Origin of the sequence: Mucilaginibacter terrenus (genome assembly GCF_003432065.1) — a bacterium.
Classification (GTDB): domain Bacteria; phylum Bacteroidota; class Bacteroidia; order Sphingobacteriales; family Sphingobacteriaceae; genus Mucilaginibacter; species Mucilaginibacter terrenus.
Genome location: NZ_QWDE01000003.1, coordinates 341,744 through 363,777, shown reverse-complemented (window position 1 = coordinate 363,777; position 22,034 = coordinate 341,744). Strand labels below are relative to the sequence as shown.

General features: G+C 45.0%; 18 protein-coding genes. 6 read left to right on the top strand and 12 right to left on the bottom strand.

Annotation, left to right across the window (positions count from 1 at the left end; all coding sequences use genetic code 11):
• Window positions 1–17 precede the first annotated feature (17 nt).
• The 6 genes from DYU05_RS17010 to DYU05_RS16985 all read right to left on the bottom strand — a co-directional run bounded on the left by DYU05_RS17010 (window position 18) and on the right by DYU05_RS16985 (window position 5,264).
• Window positions 18–674 carry an IS1096 element passenger TnpR family protein gene (locus DYU05_RS17010; RefSeq protein WP_117384338.1) on the bottom strand — a complete coding sequence of 219 codons (657 nt, stop codon included), beginning with the start codon at window positions 672–674 and terminating at the stop codon, window positions 18–20.
• A gap of 39 nt (window positions 675–713) precedes the next feature.
• Window positions 714–2,126, bottom strand: coding sequence for a CCA tRNA nucleotidyltransferase (locus tag DYU05_RS17005; RefSeq protein WP_117384337.1), 1,413 nt, complete (start codon window positions 2,124–2,126; stop codon window positions 714–716).
• 57 nt (window positions 2,127–2,183) lie between these two features.
• Window positions 2,184–2,750, bottom strand: coding sequence for an L-threonylcarbamoyladenylate synthase (locus DYU05_RS17000; protein WP_117384336.1), 567 nt, complete (start codon window positions 2,748–2,750; stop codon window positions 2,184–2,186).
• Window positions 2,743–3,870 (bottom strand): glycosyltransferase family 4 protein, encoded by a 1,128-nt coding sequence (locus tag DYU05_RS16995; RefSeq protein WP_117384335.1) that lies wholly within the window; start codon window positions 3,868–3,870, stop codon window positions 2,743–2,745. Before DYU05_RS16995 ends, DYU05_RS17000 begins: the two co-directional genes overlap by 8 nt.
• 72 nt (window positions 3,871–3,942) lie before the next feature.
• Complete coding sequence (locus tag DYU05_RS16990; RefSeq protein ID WP_117384334.1) at window positions 3,943–4,758, bottom strand: 2,3,4,5-tetrahydropyridine-2,6-dicarboxylate N-succinyltransferase; 816 nt, start codon at window positions 4,756–4,758, stop codon at window positions 3,943–3,945.
• Window positions 4,759–4,835: 77 nt separating this feature from the next.
• Window positions 4,836–5,264 carry a hypothetical protein gene (locus tag DYU05_RS16985; RefSeq protein WP_117384333.1) on the bottom strand — a complete coding sequence of 143 codons (429 nt, stop codon included), beginning with the start codon at window positions 5,262–5,264 and terminating at the stop codon, window positions 4,836–4,838.
• Between the two features lie 95 nt (window positions 5,265–5,359).
• Between DYU05_RS16985 and DYU05_RS16980 the strand changes: the two genes are divergently transcribed.
• The 5 genes from DYU05_RS16980 (at window position 5,360) to kdsA (ending at window position 9,665) form a co-directional block, all read left to right on the top strand.
• Complete coding sequence (locus tag DYU05_RS16980; protein ID WP_117384332.1) at window positions 5,360–5,779, top strand: RNA-binding S4 domain-containing protein; 420 nt, start codon at window positions 5,360–5,362, stop codon at window positions 5,777–5,779.
• 91 nt (window positions 5,780–5,870) lie between these two features.
• Window positions 5,871–7,157: a nucleotide sugar dehydrogenase gene (locus DYU05_RS16975; protein WP_117384409.1), complete on the top strand. Its 1,287-nt coding sequence runs from the start codon at window positions 5,871–5,873 to the stop codon at window positions 7,155–7,157.
• Between the two features lie 60 nt (window positions 7,158–7,217).
• Window positions 7,218–8,162, top strand: coding sequence for a KpsF/GutQ family sugar-phosphate isomerase (locus tag DYU05_RS16970; RefSeq protein WP_117384331.1), 945 nt, complete (start codon window positions 7,218–7,220; stop codon window positions 8,160–8,162).
• On the top strand, window positions 8,159–8,899 hold the full coding sequence (kdsB, locus tag DYU05_RS16965; protein WP_117384330.1) for a 3-deoxy-manno-octulosonate cytidylyltransferase: 741 nt from the start codon (window positions 8,159–8,161) through the stop codon (window positions 8,897–8,899). Before DYU05_RS16970 ends, kdsB begins: the two co-directional genes overlap by 4 nt.
• Window positions 8,886–9,665, top strand: a complete 780-nt coding sequence (kdsA, locus tag DYU05_RS16960) for a 3-deoxy-8-phosphooctulonate synthase (RefSeq protein WP_117384329.1) — start codon at window positions 8,886–8,888, stop codon at window positions 9,663–9,665. Before kdsB ends, kdsA begins: the two co-directional genes overlap by 14 nt.
• Before the next feature lie 119 nt (window positions 9,666–9,784).
• Here kdsA and DYU05_RS16955 read toward each other — a convergent pair whose 3' ends face one another.
• Together DYU05_RS16955 and DYU05_RS16950 are read right to left on the bottom strand one after the other, a co-directional pair.
• Window positions 9,785–10,255, bottom strand: coding sequence for a nucleoside deaminase (locus DYU05_RS16955; RefSeq protein WP_117384328.1), 471 nt, complete (start codon window positions 10,253–10,255; stop codon window positions 9,785–9,787).
• 93 nt (window positions 10,256–10,348) lie between these two features.
• Window positions 10,349–10,951, bottom strand: a complete 603-nt coding sequence (locus DYU05_RS16950) for an OmpH family outer membrane protein (protein WP_117384327.1) — start codon at window positions 10,949–10,951, stop codon at window positions 10,349–10,351.
• Between the two features lie 190 nt (window positions 10,952–11,141).
• On the opposite strand from DYU05_RS16950, the gene gyrB reads away from it, so the two are divergent.
• A complete protein-coding gene (gyrB, locus tag DYU05_RS16945) occupies window positions 11,142–13,100 on the top strand; it encodes a DNA topoisomerase (ATP-hydrolyzing) subunit B (RefSeq protein ID WP_117384326.1) in 1,959 nt (652 codons plus the stop codon).
• Window positions 13,101–13,268: 168 nt separating this feature from the next.
• Here gyrB and DYU05_RS16940 read toward each other — a convergent pair whose 3' ends face one another.
• From DYU05_RS16940 to DYU05_RS16925, 4 genes are all read right to left on the bottom strand, one after another.
• Window positions 13,269–13,574, bottom strand: coding sequence for a GIY-YIG nuclease family protein (locus DYU05_RS16940; protein ID WP_117384325.1), 306 nt, complete (start codon window positions 13,572–13,574; stop codon window positions 13,269–13,271).
• Between the two features lie 366 nt (window positions 13,575–13,940).
• Window positions 13,941–14,366, bottom strand: coding sequence for an aspartyl protease family protein (locus DYU05_RS16935; protein WP_117384324.1), 426 nt, complete (start codon window positions 14,364–14,366; stop codon window positions 13,941–13,943).
• A gap of 67 nt (window positions 14,367–14,433) precedes the next feature.
• Window positions 14,434–16,686 carry a translocation and assembly module lipoprotein TamL gene (tamL, locus tag DYU05_RS16930; protein WP_117384323.1) on the bottom strand — a complete coding sequence of 751 codons (2,253 nt, stop codon included), beginning with the start codon at window positions 16,684–16,686 and terminating at the stop codon, window positions 14,434–14,436.
• A complete protein-coding gene (locus DYU05_RS16925; protein ID WP_117384322.1) occupies window positions 16,683–21,806 on the bottom strand; it encodes a translocation/assembly module TamB domain-containing protein in 5,124 nt (1,707 codons plus the stop codon). The genes tamL and DYU05_RS16925 overlap by 4 nt, the downstream gene beginning before the upstream one ends.
• Between the last annotated feature and the right edge of the window lie 228 nt (window positions 21,807–22,034).

The window sequence follows — 22,034 nt, the reverse complement described above, 5'->3', positions numbered from 1 at the left end:
CAATATATTAAGCCAAATTAATAATCATCCTCGCGACCCTGCTTTTCGTCATCTTCGAAGCCCTCGTCATCGCCAAAGCCAAATTCGTCTTCTTCTTCTGTTTCCTCATCATCAACTACCCGCGCAGCCGGTACACCGCTAACCTCGTCCGTGTCAGTTACTTCAGAAAAGTCTTCCGTATCCTCTGGGTTGTACTGCATCTCGTTTAAGAAATCAAAATCCTCATCAGCTGACGATACAACAGTTGGATTAAATACATTACCGAATTGTTTCGGTGCTTCTCCAACTGAGCGTACTACGAGTGGATAAGTTGCACCAGGTGTTTCATCCAAAATTATCTTCATTAACTCTACATGAAAGTCAAATGGCTTGTCAAAGTTGAATGTATAATAGAATTTCTGGTGCGGATCGTCGATGTAACTGCTCAGCCTTATTTTCTCCATTAACGGTATTTTTCTATCTATCCGTTTTTGGTTAGGCAGATAGGTGATCTCTTCACCCTTCATCCACTGGTCGTTACTGATATAAAAAGAAGATGGAAATTCAGGATTGTAGCCGGTACTCTGATGTATAGCGCGATGAAGATCCTCGAACGTTTGATTCGATTTCACATCGATGTCGCGGCTTACGTCATCATAGTCCTCAAAAGTAACCCTAAACCTATATAATGCCATTTTTAGTAGATTTTGTCAAAAATAATAATGTTTTGAATTTTAATTTGTGCTTGCCGCAACTTTCAAGCCAATTTCTAGGCCTTTTTCTATTGTGTAAGCAATTGCAGCCTCCCTGTCGTTAGGTATTTCGCCTTCAAGTATGGCTTCCCGTATCTTGTTCTTGATAATACCTACTTCACGCCCTTCTTTAATGCCAAAAATCAGCATAATATCGGTTCCTGTAACTGGGGGCTGCCAATTTCTGATGTTATCGCGTTCTTCAACATCTTTAAGTTTTTGTTGAACAAGCTCAAAATTGTTACGATACTTTTTAACCTTGTACTCATTTTTAGTAGTCACGTCTGCTTTACACAACAGCATGAGTGCTTCAATGTCGTCACCTGCCTCAAACAGTAGCCGTCTTACTGCCGAATCAGTAACAATGGACTGCGACAATACTATCGGCCTCAAATGTAGCTGCACCAGCTTTTGAACAAACTTCATCTTTTCATTTAATGGAAGTTTAAGCTGCGCAAAAATCTTGGGTACCATACGTGCACCTTTATCCTCATGCCCGTGGAACGTCCAACCGTGAGCCGGTTCAAACCTTTTGGTGGCGGGCTTGGCAATATCATGTAAAATAGCAGCCCAGCGCAACCAAAGGTCATCGGTAGTCTCACAGATGTTGTCCAGTACTTGTAAGGTATGATAAAAGTTGTCCTTGTGTCCTTTACCGTTAATGATCTCTACGCCATGTAAGGCAACCATCTGCGGAAAGATGATGTGCAGCAATCCTGTGTCGAAAAGGTAATTGAACCCTGTTGAAGGCTTAGGCGACAGTATAATTTTGTTCAGCTCATCCGTAATGCGCTCCTGAGATACAATTTTGATGCGGCTGAGATTGGCCTTTATAGCTGCGAGTGCGTTATCATCTATCTTAAAGTTAAGCTGGGCAGCAAACCGAATAGCACGCATCATTCTTAGAGGATCATCAGAGAACGTTTCTACAGGATTCAGCGGAGTGCGAATGAGCTTGTTCTGCATGTCTTCAGTACCGCCAAACGGGTCAAGTAACTCGCCATAATTTTCACTGTTCAACGCAATAGCCAATGCATTGATGGTAAAATCACGGCGTTTCTGGTCATCTTCTAGTGTGCCGTTCTCCACTATCGGCTTGCGTGATTCAGATCGGTAACTTTCCTTCCGGGCACCTACAAACTCTACTTCTACATCCTGGTAACGCAACATAGCAGTACCAAAGTTTTTAAACACGGATACTTTGATACCTAACTTAGCAGCTACAGCCTCGGCGAAATCTATCCCGTTACCCAGCACTACAATGTCGATATCTTTAGATGGACGTTTCAGAAAAATATCACGAACATAGCCACCAATTGCATAAGCATGCACATCCAGCTCTGTTGCCAGTTTAGATATAACAGAAAATACCGGGTGCTGCAGGTGTTGTTTCATGCGAAAAAAGCCACATTGCGGCTTTACTGAAATGACAAATTTAGAAATATATAAAATTTAACGGCGAATAAATTCGAAACTGCCGTTTGGTGCCAAACGCATTATGGTAGATGGCTTGCGTTTTTCGTGGCTGTGCTGATCTATATCCACCACATAATCAACACCATCAATTATGGCCTGATCGACTTTATCAAAGTATTCGGGGGATGGCTGCCCGCTGATATTGGCCGATGTAGATACAATAGGTTTGCGCAAGCGTTGTATTAACTGCTGGCAAAATTGGTTATTGGTAACCCTTACACCTATGCTGCCGTCTTCTGCAATGAGCTCGGGGGCAACGTTTTTAGCTCCGGGCATCACTAACGTCAGCGGGTTCTCTGCAAACTCTATCAATTGATAGGCAATTTCAGGTACTTCGGTGATGTAATTTTGCAATTTGTTGTCTACATCCACCAAAATGATCATGCTTTTGCTTTCAGCACGCTGCTTTAGAGCATATATCTTTTTAACAGCTTCACTGTTAGTTGCATCGCAACCTACACCCCAAATAGTGTCAGTAGGATAAAGGATAATACCTCCATCCTGTATAACTTTCAACGCTTTGTTTACTTCGTCTTTAAGCATATTGGATAAGCTGCTTATAAATGTCCATTAATTGCGCAGCTAAGGTAGCGTCTTTAAACCGTTCGGCATAAATATGCCCCGCTTTTATCATGTGATCACGCAATTCTGTGTTTGTTAATACCAGCTCAATTTGTGTGGCAAGTTCTTTATCATCATCCGGGTGCACGTAACGGCTCACGGGGCCACCCGCTTCTTCCAGGCAAGAACCTGTTGAAGCAATTACAGGTAAGCAGGATGTTAGCGCCTCCAGTATGGGTATGCCAAAACCTTCATACCGCGATGGATATATAAACAAGCTGGCCAACTTATAAATAGCTGTAAGGTCTTCAAAAGGTACGTTGTGGAGGAACGTTACTTTGTCCAATAATTCCTTTTGGGTGAGGTAAGCTTTTACTTCATCCAAATATTTGGTGGCTTTACCAACAACCACTAGTGGTACACTGCTTTTAAGATGCGTTAAAGCTTTGGCGAGAAGCATTAAGTTCTTGCGCTCTTCTATGGTGCCTACTGTGAGTAAAAATTCATCTGGCAGGCTGTATTTGGCTCTGACAGCCTCAAGTCTGTCGGTAGGTATAGGCATGCCAAACTCGGGCGAGCAACCCTGGTATATCACCTCTATTTTATCCGGATCCGCGCCAAGTAGTTGCACCAGGTCTTGTTTGGTACGGTCGCTTATTGCTATTATGCGGTGCGCAGTATCACAGGCCTTTTTTGTTTTAGCCGTGTATATCCAGCGGTCAATAGCGTTATAATATTGAGGAAAGCGCAGGAATATCAGGTCGTGTATGCTCACTACTGTTCTTATTCCGGTGGTCTGAATACCGGATGGCAGTTCATAACTTAAGCCGTGGTAAATGTGCACACCATCGTTTTTCAGATCTGTTACAACGCCTTTACTGCGCCATAAAGCTGTAAGAAACTTACTCGCAGGTGTGATTACTTTGATATTTGCGAAAGCATGGAAGAAATCCCGCCACTTATTATGTTTAAGCTTTGGTGTGTAAAGAAGGTAAGAGTTGTCTGGATAATGTTCTGCCGTAGTTTTTATAAGCCAGCGGCTGTAGTTGCCGAGGCCCGTGTTGTTGAGAAAAGCACGTTTGGCATCATATCCTATCTTCATTTGGTTTTAAGTTACTATAATGCCGGGTTATGAACGCCGGACGCGGCGTTTATAACCCAGCACAACAATATACTAAACAGCCACGTTGTTCTCTCTTAATGCATCGTTAAGAGATGTCTTCTTATCAGTAGATTCTTTACGTTTTCCAATAATAAGTGCACAAGGAACCTGGTATTCACCAGCTGCAAACTTCTTAGCGTATGAACCCGGAATAACTACAGAACGCGCAGGTACACGGCCTTTATACTCTACCGGAGTAGAACCGGTAACGTCAATTATTTTTGTTGATGCGGTAAGTACAACATTGGCACCTAATACCGCTTCAGATTCCACGTGAACACCTTCTACAACAATCGCGCGTGAACCAAGGAAGCAATTGTCTTCTATGATAACAGGAGAAGCTTGTACGGGCTCTAAAACGCCGCCAATACCAACACCGCCACTCAGGTGAACATGCTTGCCTATTTGCGCACATGAGCCAACTGTAGCCCAGGTATCAACCATAGTGCCCTCATCTACATAAGCGCCAATGTTTACATAAGATGGCATCATAATAACACCTTTTGCAAGGTAAGCGCCATATCGTGCAATACCGTGCGGTACTACGCGTACACCCAGCTCTTTGTAGTTGGTTTTAAGCTTCATCTTATCGTAAAACACAAACGGACCAACCTTTTCTTCCTGCATCTGGCGGGTAGGAAAGTACAAGATAACAGCTTTCTTTATCCAGTCGTTGGTGTGCCAGCGGGTGCCAATTTGTTCTGAAACCCTTATCTCACCCTTATCCAGGCGGTCAATAACAGTTTCAATCGCATTTGTATATTCGTTAAAATTCAAAAGGTTCCTGTCGTCCCAGGCGTCTTCGATAAGTTTTTTCAGGTTTATCATCAGTGCTAAATAAAATTTGTCAAATTAAGTGATTTTTAAGGAGATTTTAAGCCGTAAGCTCAACCTCCCCACAATGTCTATTGTAAGCCCAGCGCCTCCGGGCCGGCATATTTTAACGTGAACCACACAATTGGTACCACAATAAGCAGCGACACGATCAAAGGCTTCCATATACTGCGGGGGTAGTAGTCTTCTTCAGGAAAATACTTCCGGAAAAAATAGTCGCTTAGGATAAATCCGCCTATAAGGTTGAGAACTACCGAGATCGAATTGCTTTTACCGCCAATCTGAGTTAGAATTAAGGAAGACACTAACATCCACCCCACGCAGAAGGCCATAACACCAATTACCGCCTGTTTAAAACCTGCCCGCCATAAGTTAAGAGACAGTAGCACCCCGCCGAATATTGGTGAGAAGAAAAGAGAAAAGCCCCTTATCGCATTTTTGGAGTAGAGCTCCACATAATCTTTGTCCTCGTTATATTGTTCGTTTTCTTCAGGATCCATGTTTTTCAGAAATCAAGTGCAATATTAATAAGCGAAATTAGTTAATAAGGGTTTTAATAAATTAATTTGCGTTTACTAATACGCACTATGCTGCCATGGCTGAAAAAGAAAAGTTAAGAATAGATAAATACCTGTGGGCAATACGCGTTTTTAAAACACGTACTATGGCTTCAGAAGCCTGCAAAGCAGGCCGGGTGAAGCTGAATAGCCAAAACATAAAACCTTCCCACGAGGTGCGCTTAAACGAAGTTTACCAGGTGTCTAAAGGGCCTGATCGCAGGGTTATAAAGGTTACAGGTTTGCTGGAAAATCGCGTGGACGCCAAAACAGCAGTAGGTTTTTATGAGGATCAAACACCTGTAGAACACACGCCTGCTTTTAAATCAATGTTTCACTCACCTGTTTTAAAACGAGATCGGGGCACGGGTAGGCCAACCAAACGCGACCGTCGCGAAACAGACGAATTGAAAGACACTTTTTTTGATGAAAAGGAAGATGGCGCTACAGATGAGTGAAGTGACACTGTTGTGTCAGCACCTTAACCAACTATTATAGCTATTTTTGCAGTGTACAGCTGCGCGTAGTAGCGGCATGTGTTACTTGTTCATGAACAACACCTATCCAAACACTCCATTTAATATAGCTATTATCGGTTTGGGCTATGTAGGCCTTCCGCTTGCAATAGCTTTCGCTAAAAAATATAACGTTTTAGGGTTCGATATTAATCAGCAACGCGTAGACGAGCTTAAGATTGCTAACGATCGTACCCAGGAAGCTGATGCTGATGAGTTGCGTGCTGCAATTGAGAACCGTTCACTTCAAATTTCCAGCAACACAGAAGACCTTAAGTCGCGTAATACCTACATAGTTACCGTACCTACGCCGATAGACCAGTTTAAGGCTCCTGATCTTGGACCGCTATTGGCAGCTTCGGAAATGCTTGGGAAAGTTTTAAAACAAGGCGACCTGGTTATTTATGAGTCGACTGTTTATCCTGGATGTACCGAAGAGGACTGTGTACCTGTACTCGAGAAAGTATCGGGTCTGAAGCTAAATCAAGGCTTTTTTGCAGGATATTCTCCTGAGCGTATCAACCCCGGTGATAAGGTGAATACAGTTACAAAAATTAGAAAAGTAACCAGCGGATCGACACCTGAAGTAGCACAACGGGTGGACGATCTTTATGCATCGATAATAGAGGCCGGTACTTACAAGGCACCCAGCATCCGCGTAGCTGAAGCGTCAAAAGCAATTGAAAATGCCCAGCGCGATGTTAACATTTCTTTTGTAAACGAATTAGCCTTGATTTTTGACCGGATGGGTATAGACACCAATGATGTTTTAGAAGCCGCCGGTACCAAATGGAACTTCCTGAAATATAAACCGGGCTTAGTAGGCGGCCATTGCATAGGGGTAGACCCATATTACCTGGCACACAAGGCAGAATCACTCGGCTATCAACCCCAGGTGATTTTAAGTGGCCGTCGCGTGAACGACGTTATGGGCGAGTTTGTAGCCGGTAAAGTGGTAAAGTTGCTCGTGGCCAAGGGGCACGATATCAGTAAAGCCAAGGCGCTTGTACTTGGTATCACCTTCAAGGAAAACTGTTCCGATGTGCGTAATAGTAAGGTGGTTGACATATGTACTTCGCTTACAGAATTCGGCGTTAACGTAGATGTTTATGATCCTTGGGCCGATAATGATAAGGTGAAGAATGAGTACGGCCTGGATCTGATAAAAACTATTGACAGCCGCTATGACGCAATAATACTGGCGGTAGCTCATAAAGAATTTGCAACACTTCACCTACAGGATATAATTAAAAGCAAGAGCAGCGTTATTTACGACACTAAGGCATTCCTTGACCGTACTTTGGTAGATGCCCGATTGTAGCAAAGCATTAATCAACCTTTTACGTACTTTTGCACACTATAAAACAGCGGCTCCGCATATATGAATAGTATAGCCCATAAAGTTTTTAATATTGAGATAGAGTCGCTTCAACACGTCGCTACCCTGATAGACGAGCAGTTTCAGCAAGCAGTTGATGCTATTATGGCTTGCAAGGGTAAAGTTGTGGTTTGCGGTATGGGTAAATCTGGCCACATAGCCCGAAAAATATCTGCTACGCTCACCAGTACGGGTACTCAAAGCTTTTTTATGCACCCTGCCGAAGCTTTCCATGGCGATCTGGGGATGATAGGCGAACATGATGTGGTGCTGATTATATCTTATTCTGGTGAAACCGAAGAGCTGTTAAAGCTGATGCCATTTTTGAAGTGGCACAAAAATCAGTCGGTGGCAATTACAGGTAATCCGGAGTCTACACTTGCCAAAAACGCAACGTTCCATCTAAACGTTGCTATAAAGCAGGAGGCTTGTCCGCTAGAACTGGCGCCAACCTCATCAACAACCGCAACATTAGTTATGGGCGATGCACTGGCCGTAGCTTTGATGACAGAAAGAGGATTTAGTCCTGATGATTTTGCACGTTTTCACCCGGGAGGCCGTTTGGGTCGTAAGCTGCTGGTGAAGGTTAAAGACCTGATGCGTACTGATAATCTGCCGTTTATACAACCTGAGGCTACTTTTACGCAATTGCTTATCCGTATGTCGGAAGGTAAGCTAGGCATGGTGATAGTGGGCGACGCAGAAGATGTAAAAGGAGTTATCACCGACGGCGATCTCCGGAGGGGATTGATCAAATATCCCGACCTCCAGCAACAGCCATTATCAATCATAATGAGCCCTGCACCCATAATGGTAAGTGAAGATATGCCCATATATGATGCTGAAGAGCTAATGTTGAACCGGAAGATAACTACGCTGTTGGTACAGAACGCCTTAGGACATGTAAGTGGTGTTTACCAGATATTCAATCAATTACAAGCGGGATGAAGGCAAATATAGTTATACCCGCACGATTAAAATCAACCAGGTTACCCAACAAGGTAATGCTTGACCTTGGCGGAAAACCGGTGATTCAGCGTGTTTATGAATCTTGCCTGAAGTCAAAATTGCATCAGGAAGTTTGGATAGCAGCTGACAGCGAAGTTGTTTTTGATTTATGTAAGCAATTTACTCCCAATGTGTTGATGACGCGAGAAGATCATCCAAGTGGGACAGATCGTATAGCTGAAGTGGCGGAACATGTATCAGCAGATGTCATCATTAATGTACAGGGTGATGAACCTTTTTTTGATGCAGGTATAATAGATCGGCTGATAGCAGCTATGCAGGATAATAATGCTGTCATGGCCAGTGTATGTGCCCCGGTAGAAACCATTGATGAGCTGCACAACCCCAACCTGGTAAAGGTAATAACGGATGTAAATGGCTTCGCTGTTTACTTTTCCCGCCACCCGGTGCCATACTCAAGAGACAAGATACTGGAAAATGCGGCAGGCTATAAAAAGCACATGGGTGTATACGCTTATAAATCAGTGTTTTTAAAGACCTTTGTGCAGCTACCCGTGTCTTTTTTAGAGGGGTTTGAGAAATTAGAACAATTAAGGGCCATAGAGAATGGCTATAAAATAAAAATGATTGAGGTTTCAGGTTTCGAAAAGGGCATAGATACTCCTGAGGATCTGGAACTTGCACGTAAAAAGATACAAGAACATGGCATTATATAACGATATTACCACTAAGCCCTTTTTTATTGTTGGCCCTTGTGTAATGGAAAACCAGGAACTGCTTTACACCGTGGCTGAGAAAGTTGCCGAAATAAAAGCTAAGTACCCTGTTACATTGGCATTTAAGTCTTCATTCGATAAAGCTAATCGTACCAGCATACATTCTTATCGTGGGCCGGGAATAGGCAAGGGTATGGAGATGCTGAACAACGTAAAAGAGAAGTTTGGGCTGGATGTTACTACCGATATTCACGAGCCATTTCAGGCTGCAGTTGCGGCAGAAATAGTTGATATACTGCAGATTCCGGCTTTCTTGTGCCGCCAAACAGACCTGTTGGTGGCTGCCGCGGAGACCGGTAAGGTGGTGAATGTAAAGAAAGCGCAGTTCCTTTCAGGACAAGATATGTTTTACCCGGCCCAAAAGGTAAAGGAAGCCGGTAACGAGCAGATCATTTTAACTGAAAGGGGCAACTCATTTGGGTACAACAACCTGGTGGTAGACTTCCGCAACATACAGGATATGAGTGGGTTCGGTTACCCGGTTTGTATGGATTGTACCCATTCAGTACAGCGTCCAGGAGGTGCAAACGGCAAGACAGGGGGCGACCGTAAGTTCGTTCCGGCTATGGCCCATGCTGCACGTGCCTTTGGTGCAAGCGGCTATTTTATAGAGACTCATCCCGACCCGGACCATGCTCTGAGCGATGGTCCAAACATGCTTTTCCTAAGTGATCTTGAAGAGCTGATCAAATCTCTGATCAACTAAGATATCCTTTAAAAACTGCACCGATCAGGACCGAAAAAGCTTGGTCGGTGAGCAAGAATCTGCAAAAAACACATTTTTATAAACGGGTTTTTAGTTGTTATTAAAAACACTGTTCCAAACTAGTACTCGGCCTTATTTTCCGACTGCTGCCAGTGCTTAAAAGCTTGTTGTGCCTCATCTCGCAAAAGTTGTTCAAATGGCATTTTGCGTTTCTCCATCGGTAGTTCCAGCTCATCATAAATAAAGTGATCGTCAAAGCCAATAGCGGCTGCGTCTGCCTTGGTGTTGGCATAATATACTTTGCTGATGCGTGCCCAATAGATGGCACCCAGGCACATCGGGCAGGGCTCGCAACTGGTGTATATCTCGCAACCCTCCAGGCTAAAGGTGCCTAGTTCGGTACAGGCCATGCGTATTGCCGAGACTTCTGCATGGGCGGTAGGGTCGTTAGTCGGCACTACTTTGTTAGCGCTGCGTGCCACTACCATGCCGTCCTTAACTATTACCGCTCCAAACGGGCCGCCTAGTCCCTGCCTTACGTTATACTCCGACAGCTCAATGGCCATCTGCATAAAATCTTTGTGCTTCATAAATGTTGTTCCATTAAAAAACCCCAACCATGGGCCGGGGTTTTCATTTCTATTTATTTCTTGTACACGCCCAGCACATCACCAGGCAGGTGTTTATTTCTTGTCTTTGGTGTAAGCTTCGTTCAAACGTTTAATTACATCAGCAGTAACGTCAAGGCTAGCATCGCCATAAAGCATTGTAGGGTCGCCTTTTTTAAAGGTAAGTACCATTTTGTAGCCTTTTTCTTTAGCGTAGGTTTTGGTGAAATCAACCAATTTTTCGTAAAGTTTGGTTTGCTCAGTCACCTGGTCGTTTTGTACCTGCGCACCGGCATTTTGCTGGTATTGCTGAAATTCCTGGCCTTTACGCTGTAAACGCTGCTCGGTAGCTGCACGCTGGTCTGCGCTCATGGTAGCTGCGCTGCGCTGATAATCGGCAATCTCGCGCTGTATAGCCTGCTGGCGTGAAGCCACATCGCTTTGCGCGGCTTTACCTTTACTGTCCAGGCGTTTGTCCATATCCTTAATGTACTCGTACTGAGAAACAAGCGAATCCTGGTTTACGAACACGATCTCGGGAGTGGCAGATGCAGCAGTAGTGGTACCGGCAGCAGCAGCTGGTTTATCGGCAGGTTTATTCTGGTTGCAAGCGGTAATTCCGGCTGCAACAGCTAATGCCAAAACAGCAGTTTTAACAATTGGCGCGTTGATCTTCATTTGTAATATTTTCTAAAAAATTTTGACAAAGATAAGCTTTCGGGGCAAGTTTCCTAACCCTAAATTAAGATGTTCCACAAGGGTCATATTTATCCACAATGGCGCTCATTATGATGGATATGTGGCGTTAAAATCGTATTTTTGTATATAAAAATCCCACCTGCAGGGACAGGTATTTTTTAATTGAACTATGAGCGAAGAAAATCAGGACAGATCAAATTATTCAGCCGATAATATACAGGTTTTAGAAGGTTTAGAGGCGGTGCGCAAGCGCCCGTCCATGTACATTGGCGATACAGGCGTAAAAGGGCTTCACCACCTGGTTTATGAGGTGGTAGATAACTCGATAGATGAGGCGCTTGCCGGTTATTGCGACACGATTGATGTTACTATTCACAAAGGCAATTCCATAACAGTTTCAGATAATGGCCGCGGTATCCCTACAGGTATTAATACCAAGGAAGGCCGGTCGGCACTAGAGATAGTAATGACGGTGCTGCACGCCGGTGGTAAATTTGATAAGGATACTTACAAGGTATCAGGCGGTTTGCACGGTGTGGGTGTAAGTTGCGTTAACGCGCTGTCTGTTCACGTAAAAACCGTTGTTCACCGCGAAGGAAAGATATTTACCCAGGAGTACGAACGCGGAAAGCCTTTGTTCCCGGTTAAGGAAATTGGCGTATCTGAAAAAACAGGTACTATTCAAACCTTCCAGCCGGATGCGGAGATATTCACCACTACTACAGAGTATAAGTTTGAAACGCTCGCTACCCGTTTGCGCGAGCTTGCTTTCCTTAACAAGGGCATCAAACTAACACTTACAGACGAGCGCAATCCTAATGACGACGGCACTTTTGATACGGAAGTGTTCTTTTCTGAAGGCGGCCTTAAAGAGTTTGTTAAATACCTGGATGGTACCCGTGTAGCTATAATACCGGAGCCAATTTACCTGGAAGGTATTAAAAACGGTATCCCGGTAGAACTTGCCTTGCAGTACAATGATACTTATACCGAGAACGTTCACTCGTACGTAAATAACATTAACACCATAGAAGGCGGTACACACGTAGCCGGCTTCAGGATGGGATTGACCCGTACGCTTAAAGCTTATGCCGACAAAGAAGGCCTGCTAAAAAACGTTAAGATTGATATTACCGGTGACGACTTCCGCGAGGGCCTTACCGCTGTTATATCGGTAAAAGTGCAGGAGCCACAGTTTGAAGGGCAGACCAAAACCAAGCTGGGTAACAGCGAGGTAAGTGGTGCCGTAAACGTAGCTGTAGGCGAGATTTTAGGTAATTACCTGGAAGAGAACCCGCGCGAGGCGAAGATGATTGTGCAGAAGGTAATACTGGCTGCTACAGCCCGTGCTGCTGCACGCAAAGCCCGCGAAATGGTGCAGCGCAAGAGCGTGATGACAGGATCTGGGCTGCCGGGTAAACTGTCTGACTGTGCTAATAACGACCCTGCGTTATGCGAGCTATACCTTGTGGAAGGTGACTCGGCGGGTGGTACTGCAAAGCAGGGCCGTAACCGCGAGTTCCAGGCGATACTGCCGCTGCGTGGTAAGATCCTGAACGTAGAAAAGGCCATGGAGCACAAGATCTACGAGAACGAGGAAATAAAGAACATGTTCACCGGTTTGGGTGTGAGCATTGGTACCCCTGAAGATGCCAAGGCGCTTAACCTTACCAAGCTGCGTTACCACAAGATAATTGTAATGACGGATGCTGACGTGGACGGATCGCACATTACCACGCTGATCCTTACCTTCTTCTTCCGGTACATGAAGGAGCTGATAGAGTATGGTTACATATACATCGCGTCGCCACCACTTTACCAGGTAAAAAAAGGTAAGGAGTTTGAGTACTGCTGGAACGATGAGCAACGCGATAAAGCTATACAGCGACTTAAAGGTGCCGGTAAGGAAGACAGCGTACACGTGCAGCGTTATAAAGGTTTGGGTGAGATGAACGCAGAGCAACTATGGGACACTACCATGAACCCTGCTAACCGTACCCTGCGCCAAGTAAGCATTGATAATGCTGCCGAGTGCGATCACACCTTTAGTATGCTGATGGGTGATGAAGTTGCGCCACGCCGCGAGTTTATAGAAAAGAATGCCAAATACGCGAGGATAGATATATAATAGTTATCCTTAGAAATAGTAAGCCCTGCCGATTTGGCGGGGCTTTTTTGTAGGGCCACCGCGTCATTGCGAGGAACGAAGCAATCCTGGAGGGATAGGTAGTCCGCCATAAATCTAGAGGATTGCCACGCTATCGCTCGTAACGACGCTGATATCTGTATTCGGCGACTACTCCGATAATAGCTCTATCGATAAATCTCTCCATTCCGGATTAATCGAATTTACAAGAGTAATCTTACGGTTCCTGTTACCGGCTTTAATACTCTTTTCAGCCGCTATGGCGTCTTCAATATGAGCATAGCTATAGTAGTAAACTAATTTATTACAGTTATACTTTGCGGAGAAGCTACTGGGATGCTGGTGATTTTGATGCTGCCAGACCCTGGCTCTCAAGTCGGATGTGACACCTGTGTACAGGACTGAGTGCTCCTTGTTTGTAATGATGTAAACGCATCCACCTTTTCCGAATACCATGCAGCAATTTAGTGACAGGAATTTGCTTTGCTAAATAAAAGTTGAATTTCTGAGAAGAGGCATGTTGCCAGCTCTTACAAGATCTACCGCGTCATTGCGAGGAACGAAGCAATCCTTAAGGAATAGGTAATTCGCCATGCAGGTCGATCATTGCCACGCTATCGCTTGCAATGACGTTTAAGTTCTGTTTCAACCCCACGCGTCATTGCAAGGAACGAAGCAATCTTCGATAGAAAGGTAGCTTAACATGCATGTCGATGATTGCCGCGCTGTTGCTCGCAATGACGCCGAAGAAATAACTTCCGTCGCCGTGCATGTAAGGATTGCCACGCTATCGCTCGTAATGACGCTGGTAAAAGTCCGGCATTATTTCAATATCAACACCTGCTGTCCAAAATCAATTACAGCATTGTATCTCATTAAAATGTCGCTGCCGATAACACCCAGTACTTCGGGGTGACCCAGCTCGCGGTAGGCTACGTTAATGGTGGAAAGGTCAAGTACCGCTACTTCAATCTCGGGGATTATAAATGTCCCTATCTGTAATTGTTTAATTAGCGCTGTTGCCGACTCCATACTGTTGGTGCCCAACCCCGTGGAGAGGCGCTCGCTGGCAATAATATCGGCTAAGGAGTTGGCTTCTAAAAGTAACTGTCGATCAAAGGCGGTACGTGAAGCACCTGTGTCTAACACCACTTTAAAGTTCTTATCGAACAGTTTAATATTTAATAACGGATGAAACCCGTCTTCATGCAAGTCTATAATTTGAAGTGGAATGTATGCTTCGCTCATAAGTATGCTCAATATACAAAAAGGGGCACCATAAGCGCCCCTTCTAAAGTGTGTTTACATTGTTATACTAGAACGGGTAGCCAATAGCAATGTTCAATATGGCTTTATCAAAACTTAACGGAATAGACCGGCTGCCGTTTGCCTGTGGATAAGGCGTTAGCAGCGGAAAGCCCATGTCGGCACGAAATACCAGTATGGTAGCATCGAACCTTAAGCCAAACCCGGCATCAACAGCCATCTGTTTCAGGAAATTGGGTCCGAATGTACCGCCTGCCTGGTGCGGTTTGGCGTTCCAAACGTTACCGGCATCCGTAAACAGTGCGCCATAAACTATGCTGAAAAGCTTAACCCGGTATTCCAGGTTGGCCTCTATCTTTATATCACCCGATTGGTCAGCAATAAAACCGCCGTTTAATGCGCTTGCATCTACGCTGCCTGGTCCTACAGAGCGTGCTCTGAAACCTCTTAAGCTGTTAGGGCCGCCAATAAAGAACTGCTGGCTGTATGGCAGGATGGTGGAGTTGCCATAAGGCTGACCAAGACCTACCAGGAACCTTGCTGCAAACTTGCTGCCCAGCCCAAGCTTGTGGAAGTACCTGATCTCATTCTCAAGTTTAATGTACTGATTGAACGGTGTACCGAAAAGCTTTTTAACTTTTCCGCCGAGTGTATCGGCACCTGTAACTAAACCATAAATATTGTTTGATAAGCTTAGCTTGCCTCTGTAAAAGAAACTGTTGGTGCGGTAATCTTCTGTTGTGTTATCGTATGTGTACGCATAGCTCGGTCCCCAGGTGAACTGCGGATCGATAACGTGCTTTAATGCCGGGTTTGGCGTTTTAGCAATACTGTCCAGGTACAGCTGCTGTACATTACGTGGTTTTACGTAAGTGATCTCCAGCAGGTTAAGTTCGTTCAGCTTATGTACGTTGGTTTTAAAGCTATAGCCAAATGAACCGCTGAACGAGTTAAGCGAGTATAGTTTAGAACGAACAACCGAGGTGTAGTTAAGCGTTAGCGTTGTACGCGGTATGTAGGCGTTATCAGAATTAAAGTTAAACGGACTGATTATTCGTGGCCATGATATGGACGGCTGTATACCATACTGGAATACGTTATACCCTCCGTTGTTGCCGCCAATCTGCACGTCGGTACTGGCAAACAACGTAACGGTAAGCAGCTCGCCACCTTTAAAGGCATTGCGGTTGCGCCAATTAAGGTTAACCTGCGAGCCGGTGTAGTTTGCGGATGTTGTGCGGCCTAAAAGCTCCAGTTGCAGCGATTTCTTTTTGTATGGAGTAAGGAAGTAGTACACATCCAGCTTTGGCGAATCAGGCGTTACATCCTCAAAGCGATTTTTTACATATTGGAAAGGTCCAAGGTTGATAAACCTGTTAAGCGAGTTGTTGTGCGTAGTGCGGCTGTAAGTATCGTTAGGATGCAGCAATACGGTGTTGGCAAACAGATAAGGCTTAACCGTTTTGCGTGGGTCTACCACGTTGTACCAGCGGTAAGGTTTTGCTTGGTCCAGTTTTAATGATGTATCGCGCAATGAGTAATTTGGATAAACATACAGGTTGCGGATGGTATAGATCTCGCGGGCACGTTCAGGTGTTTCCGGTTTGATGCGCACAGTAAGATCCACCTGGTGTGTTGCCACAGTGCTGTCAACCCTGATGATCAATTGCTCTGGTGCAAAGTAGAAAAAGCCTTTTTCTTTTAGACGGGCGTCAATACGTATACGTTCAGACTTGATCACATCCAGGTTGTACTTATCGCCTTTCTTTAATAGCGTCTCTTTCATGGTGCCGCGTACGGCGGTGTCCAAACTGTTATCTGTTGCCAGCGGGAATTCGATGTTGCGAATGGTGTAAGACGGGCCTGCATTCACCGTGAATTCAGCTCTGGCGGTTCTTGCTTTACCAATGGTGTCACCACTAACTGTCGCCTGGAAATAGCTTTCATTCTGCAGGCGGTTCTGCATTATTTCGCTATTCTTTTCCAGGTTTACCTGGCTTACAAATACTGGTGGCTCGCCAAATTTGCTGAAGAACTTTTGGATGAATCCTTTACGTGCTTTGGTCTTGTAATAGAACCAGAGCTTATACCTTAAACCTAAGATTTTGGAGTTTGGTTTTGGGCGCACAAGCGCCTGCATTTCACTGCTTAATGCCTTTGCATCGCTTTTTTTAATGTCCTTGTCTGCAATTTTCACCGAACTGCCGGTGTACAATTTTTCGGTAGGGGGGATGTACTTAGTAGTACTGCATGCTGATATAAATGCAGTTAATAGCAACAGATATTTTATACGTTTAATCATTGTATGGTTGTGGTCTGGGTCTTGGTCCTGTCGTCTTTATCTTTTTGCTGAGACTCCTTTTCCTGTTCGTCTTTCTGTTTTTGTTCTTGCTTGTAGCGCCTGCGCATTTCGCGTTCTTCCGGCGTGCGTTTGCGGAATATCTCGCGGAAACGGTTATAGTCTACCGTCAGGGTAAAACCGATGCCGGTCTCTATTACCTGTCCCTGTATAACGATGTATTCATCCTTGCGGTAACCTCGGATTGCGAAGCGGCCATCTTTTGTCAGCTTATAATTCACCGACAGGTTGCCCGCAATATTCGACGTTTTCTGGCCCTGCTGCGCTCCTTCCAGGTTAAAGTTGTTACCTACAGTAACAGTAAGCCTGTCGTTCAGGAACCGCTTGGAAAGCCCTACGTTCAGGTCCGTTCGGTTCTGCGCCGTACCGGTGGAGTAATCCTGCCCGGAGGTTAGCCCAAAGTTAAGGTCGACACCGGAAATAAGGCTGCCTGCAAGGTTGTTCAGCTGATCGGTAAGTAAACCACTCACGCTGCTGCGGATAGCACCTTCTACGCCGGCGCTGCCGCCCTGGCTTTGCAGTGGGTTGTCGCCAATAAAGTGGCCCAGTATCAACACACCCAGTACTTGCTTGTTCAGCTCGTTGGGGTCCTGCCTTATTTGGTTTAGTCTGGTAGCAACGGTATTGGTAACATCTGCAGAAACGTTGTAGTTGCTGTCCGGCAATACAATGTCAAAACTGATATCCGGTTTCATTAACTCGTTACGCAGCTTCAGGTTTACGTTGAACGGTAGTTTTTGCTTGTACTGTCCCGCGCTTGCATCCGGCAACTGGTTAGCTACAAGATCTATAGGAGGGACGTTGGCCACGTAAATAGCAGTAAGGTCGATATTTGCGCTGGTTGGGTCGCCGGTCCAGGTAATGGTGCTGCCTTGTTTGAAGTTAAACTTACGGCTTACTGTTGCGTACGATAAGTTGTACGATCCCTGGTTAACCACGTAGGTACCAGTTAAGCTGGTTTTGCCGCTTGGGTCGATACCACCGCTGAGGTGGGCCTCACCTTTAAGGTTTACTACGTCGCCGTTGCGCTCGTCAATAACAATGTTAAAGTTGGCATTCTTATCCACGTTAACAGTAGCATTTACATCCAGCCCGGTGATCTCAGATTGTTTAAGCGAATCAAGCTGCCGCGCAATCAGGATAGAGTCGAGCTTTGGTGCGTCCTTGTCAACAAATTCTACCACACCTTTTCGGTCTTCTACGCCGGGGTCCGCAGTAGGCAGAACGATGGTGAGGTCGGTTTTGTCGTTAACGGTAAGTGTTGCATCAACCACAGGCTTAGCCATGTCGCCGCGTATCTTAATATTACTGTTCAGGAACAGCTTACCGTAGAATAGCTGGTTATCTGCTTTGGTTGAGTTAATCACACGGAAGTTATCGGTACGGATATCCATACCAAACTTAAAGTCTGTATAGGTTTTTGTATAAACCGCGCCGGTAACAATGGCTTTGTTGCCGGTGGAGTCCACAAGGGTAAAGTCGTTAAAGCGGATACCTTCGTCGTTAAAGGTGATGCTTTCCTGCGGCATAGTAAAGTAGGAGTTAAGCATTGCCACGTTAAACGCAACCTTGTTAAAGTTGATATTACCCCGCACTGCCGGCGCTGTTGTTGTACCTGTAATGCGCAGCTGGCCCGTGATATTGCCACTTGCATTCTTTAATGCCCCAAAGCTGAAACCTTCAATACTCTTCATGCCCAGGTTGACAATATTCAGATTGAGATCAAAGCGGCTTTCGGGGGTGGTGTAATACATACCATTAAGGTCTACCTGGTTGCCTTTGCCGGTGATGCTTACTTGTGCAGCGTAGGCGTTGGCAGTTTGATTATTCACCTTAATGGCTATGTTGCCGACTGTATCTTGCTTGAAGTTAAAGTCGCTGATGTTCATGGCCGCGGTAAATGTTGGCGACTTCTGGAAGTTACCAACCACCGCATTACCGTTTATTGTACCGCCTACAAGCAGCGAATCTTGTTTAGCTAGTTTGGTAAGTGTCTCTATTTTGAAGTTGCGGAAATCTACCGTTATTGGCGAGTTGTACTGGCCGGATGTGGTATTAGCACTCAAAACCTGGTTGGCATTGGTAATGCTGAAGTTGTGTGCTAATATACCTTTGTTGCCAAACTGCAGGAAGTTATCTGCACTTACCGCCCAATTTGTGTAATCCAGCAATAAGCCGTCCTGTGCAAAGCTGAACTGGTATTCGTCAGGTATTACGCTGAAAGTACCTGCTACGCGGTAGCGCTCCTTCTTAGCCTGATCGCGCACTTGTAAACTGATGCCGAGCTTGTTGTTTTGTGCAGCACCGGAAATGCTGGTGTACAGCAGGTCAAGCGATGAGCCTACTTTAACTTCATCAACAGTAAGGTTGTAGTTAAGCGCGTTGTTGCCGGTGTTTACGGCTAGTTTCATGTTGTTAACGGTGTTGGTGCCATATACTACCGTTGGCACCGAGCCATTTACCAGTAGCTCGCCGGTTGTGCTGTTAAAGCGGCCATTGAACAAAACTGGGTCAAGCCGCTTTAGGTCCGGAACAAATTTTTCTACCAGCGGAGTTTTAACCAACCGTGCATCAAAAATGAATTGCTGCGGCGAGTATTTGGTCTTTACTGCCGGTGTTTTGCTTACCAAACCAGTATTGTAGTATTTGTTAATTACATCTGTAATGGCGGGGGCTATGCCGGTAAGGGTATACTTACCGCCCAAATGCGCGTAAAACATTGGTGTTTTAAGGCGCAGGCTGCTGCTATCTGCATTTGCGGTTGAGATCAGGCTTACGGTATCCAGGTTAATGCGTTGACCGGCATTGTTTATCACCAGTTCGGTTGCCAGGATATTAGCGTTTAGGTAGTCAGGGTCGGCAGTAGGCACATCAGCCACAATTTTCCCATGAAAACGCATTACATCTTTAGTAAAGCCGAGTTTTTGCAAATCTATGCTATCTACCATCAGCGTTGCATTTACCGCCGGGTATTTCTTGTTCATGTTTGCTTTAGCATCCAGGCTGAAGTGGATGTTAGGATCGCCCATAAATGCGTTGGCCACATAACTGCCGTTACGCGCTGTACCTTTAACCACCAGATTGTGGTAGTTGTAGCCTTTTACATAAGCCCGTGCAACATTGCCATTAAATTTAAGGTTGGCCGTTTTAGGATCAAGCCCTGCACCGCTGATGTTTGCACTCATGGTAACCATACCTACCATTTGCGGCTGTTTGGTTAAGGCGCCTACGTTTAAGTTGTTGGCTTTGATGTTAGCAGTATAGGTTTCACTGCCTTTGCGCCTGCCGCTCTTCATGGCTGCAATTAGATCAACCGCGCCGTAACTGCTGCGCAGGTTCATGCGGGTGTTAAAGTTCTTCATGGTGCCTTTGAAGGTGCCTTTAAGGTCCATGTTCTCGGGGATACTCACGTTTGGCGGAATAGTACCTTTAGGTACCAGGCGCACTATATCACGACGGCTAGTACGGAAATCTGTGATATTAAGATCGATGTACGCCTTTTCCACATCGGGAAGGCCGCGGGCAATTGCGGATGCTTTTACATAAGTATTGCCAAAGCCGCTTAGCTCCAGGTTAGGGATACGAAGATTACCAACTGTGCCTGCAACCCTGCCGTTAATCTTTAATACCGTATTTGGTGATGATTTGAACGGCTCCATTGACGACATGGTTGGCATCAATAACAGTACATCGCGTAAGCTCAACTTGCTACCGTCAAGATTGGCGTTTATGCTTAGCGCACCCAGGTTTTTAGTAAGCGACTCGATAGACGGGTAGCCAACTATCAGTTCTTTTTGGATAGTCGAGCCAGGTGTTTCCACCAGCAGGTCTTTAAGGTAAGCGCCATGAGCACCATAAAAGAAGTTAGTATGGAAGGTGTTTATCTTTAAGCCGCTTTTATCATTGAAAGTTAAAGTATTTACCCGACCGGATAAGCTGTCGGGATTGTACTTCAGGTTTTCAATGTTGGTATTCAGGTTTTGAATATGCATGTGGGCAAAGTCCAGACCGCGACGGATAGGTGCCTGTGCATCATTATCAAATTTAATATCATCATTAGCTAAGGTGATTTTTCCTAAGGCGGCCGTCCACCCCTTTGCTGTCTGACGTACCGACACCAGTGTGTCCAGCTTTTTAACGGCATTAACAGCTGCCTTTACTACCGTTTTCGGTTTTGCAAACCTTACGCCTGCTTTAGTATCATTCAGCGTAATGGACTTTACACCTACAAACTGGTTTTTAAGGTCTATCTTATCCATGTTCACCAGGAACTTACCGAGATCGACACTAGCGTCCATTTCGTTGCTGCGGTAATCAACCTTTACCTTATCTACATCTATCTCGCCGAGGGTAAGGTCCATATTCAGCGGCGTTACAGCAGTATCAACTGTAGCTGCTTGTGCAATAGTTGAACCTGCCGGAGTCTGGATGATCTTAGCATTAACCCCACTTAAGTTAATTTTTGGTATGGTGAACTTCATCTTGTCCAGATCAAAGTCCTTTATACGTGTGTCAAGGTGACCTAGCAGGAACTTTACATCGTTACCTGTAGTTACATCCTTATACGCTACGTTTATCCTATCCAGGTTTATCTTATCCACCGAGAACTGCATGGTAGAAGTAGTGTCCTCAGGTTTGGGCTCTTTCTTTTGTTCGCCGGCAAAGGCTTTTAAAATATAATCAAAGTTGAAGGTGCTGTCTGCCCTGCGGCTAACTTTAGCGGTAATGCCTTGCAGGTTTATCTCGTTAATCTCTACCTTGTTTTTTAGGAGCTTCATCAACGTAATATCTACCTTTAGCTTGTCGCCTGCTATAAGCGTGTCTTTCTGCTGATCTTCAAAGTAAACATCTTCCAACACCAGTAATTTAGGCAAGCCAAGGCTGATGTGACCGATCTCCACTTTGGTGTGGATCTTGTTTTGTAGAAAAGTTACAGCTTTATTCTTAGCGAAGTTTTGTACGGCGGGAACCTGTATCAAAATCACTACAAGCAATATCAAAAATATAACACTCGCAATAATCCAAAGGATAGTTTTGAGGGCAATGCGTCCAAATCGTTCCAAATTAGTAGAAGTTATGAATAGTACCTATAGTTGTGTAAAATGATTGTTTTTACCGCATTCCGGATGTTTTTTCAACACCGAAAAGGAGAGGATTGTTTTTTATTATAGCAGTATCGGCTAATAAACATAGCTGTGGGCAGCAGTGTAATATATTCTTTACAACTAAAAAGCGTGCCAGCCGTGCCGGAGCGTAATGAGGCAAAAGCTGTTGAAGGTATTATGTTGATA

Coding starts and splice junctions, on each gene's coding strand:
- tamL (WP_117384323.1), bottom strand. CDS start 16,686: ATGATTAAACGTATAAAATATCTGTTGCTATTAACTGCATTTATATCA.
- DYU05_RS17000 (WP_117384336.1), bottom strand. CDS start 2,750: ATGCTTAAAGACGAAGTAAACAAAGCGTTGAAAGTTATACAGGATGGA.
- DYU05_RS16970 (WP_117384331.1), top strand. CDS start 7,218: ATGAATAGTATAGCCCATAAAGTTTTTAATATTGAGATAGAGTCGCTT.
- gyrB (WP_117384326.1), top strand. CDS start 11,142: ATGAGCGAAGAAAATCAGGACAGATCAAATTATTCAGCCGATAATATA.
- DYU05_RS16990 (WP_117384334.1), bottom strand. CDS start 4,758: ATGATAAACCTGAAAAAACTTATCGAAGACGCCTGGGACGACAGGAAC.
- kdsA (WP_117384329.1), top strand. CDS start 8,886: ATGGCATTATATAACGATATTACCACTAAGCCCTTTTTTATTGTTGGC.
- DYU05_RS16955 (WP_117384328.1), bottom strand. CDS start 10,255: ATGAAGCACAAAGATTTTATGCAGATGGCCATTGAGCTGTCGGAGTAT.
- DYU05_RS17010 (WP_117384338.1), bottom strand. CDS start 674: ATGGCATTATATAGGTTTAGGGTTACTTTTGAGGACTATGATGACGTA.
- DYU05_RS16985 (WP_117384333.1), bottom strand. CDS start 5,264: ATGGATCCTGAAGAAAACGAACAATATAACGAGGACAAAGATTATGTG.
- DYU05_RS16935 (WP_117384324.1), bottom strand. CDS start 14,366: ATGAGCGAAGCATACATTCCACTTCAAATTATAGACTTGCATGAAGAC.
- DYU05_RS16940 (WP_117384325.1), bottom strand. CDS start 13,574: ATGGTATTCGGAAAAGGTGGATGCGTTTACATCATTACAAACAAGGAG.
- DYU05_RS16980 (WP_117384332.1), top strand. CDS start 5,360: ATGGCTGAAAAAGAAAAGTTAAGAATAGATAAATACCTGTGGGCAATA.
- kdsB (WP_117384330.1), top strand. CDS start 8,159: ATGAAGGCAAATATAGTTATACCCGCACGATTAAAATCAACCAGGTTA.
- DYU05_RS16975 (WP_117384409.1), top strand. CDS start 5,871: ATGAACAACACCTATCCAAACACTCCATTTAATATAGCTATTATCGGT.
- DYU05_RS16995 (WP_117384335.1), bottom strand. CDS start 3,870: ATGAAGATAGGATATGATGCCAAACGTGCTTTTCTCAACAACACGGGC.
- DYU05_RS17005 (WP_117384337.1), bottom strand. CDS start 2,126: ATGAAACAACACCTGCAGCACCCGGTATTTTCTGTTATATCTAAACTG.
- DYU05_RS16950 (WP_117384327.1), bottom strand. CDS start 10,951: ATGAAGATCAACGCGCCAATTGTTAAAACTGCTGTTTTGGCATTAGCT.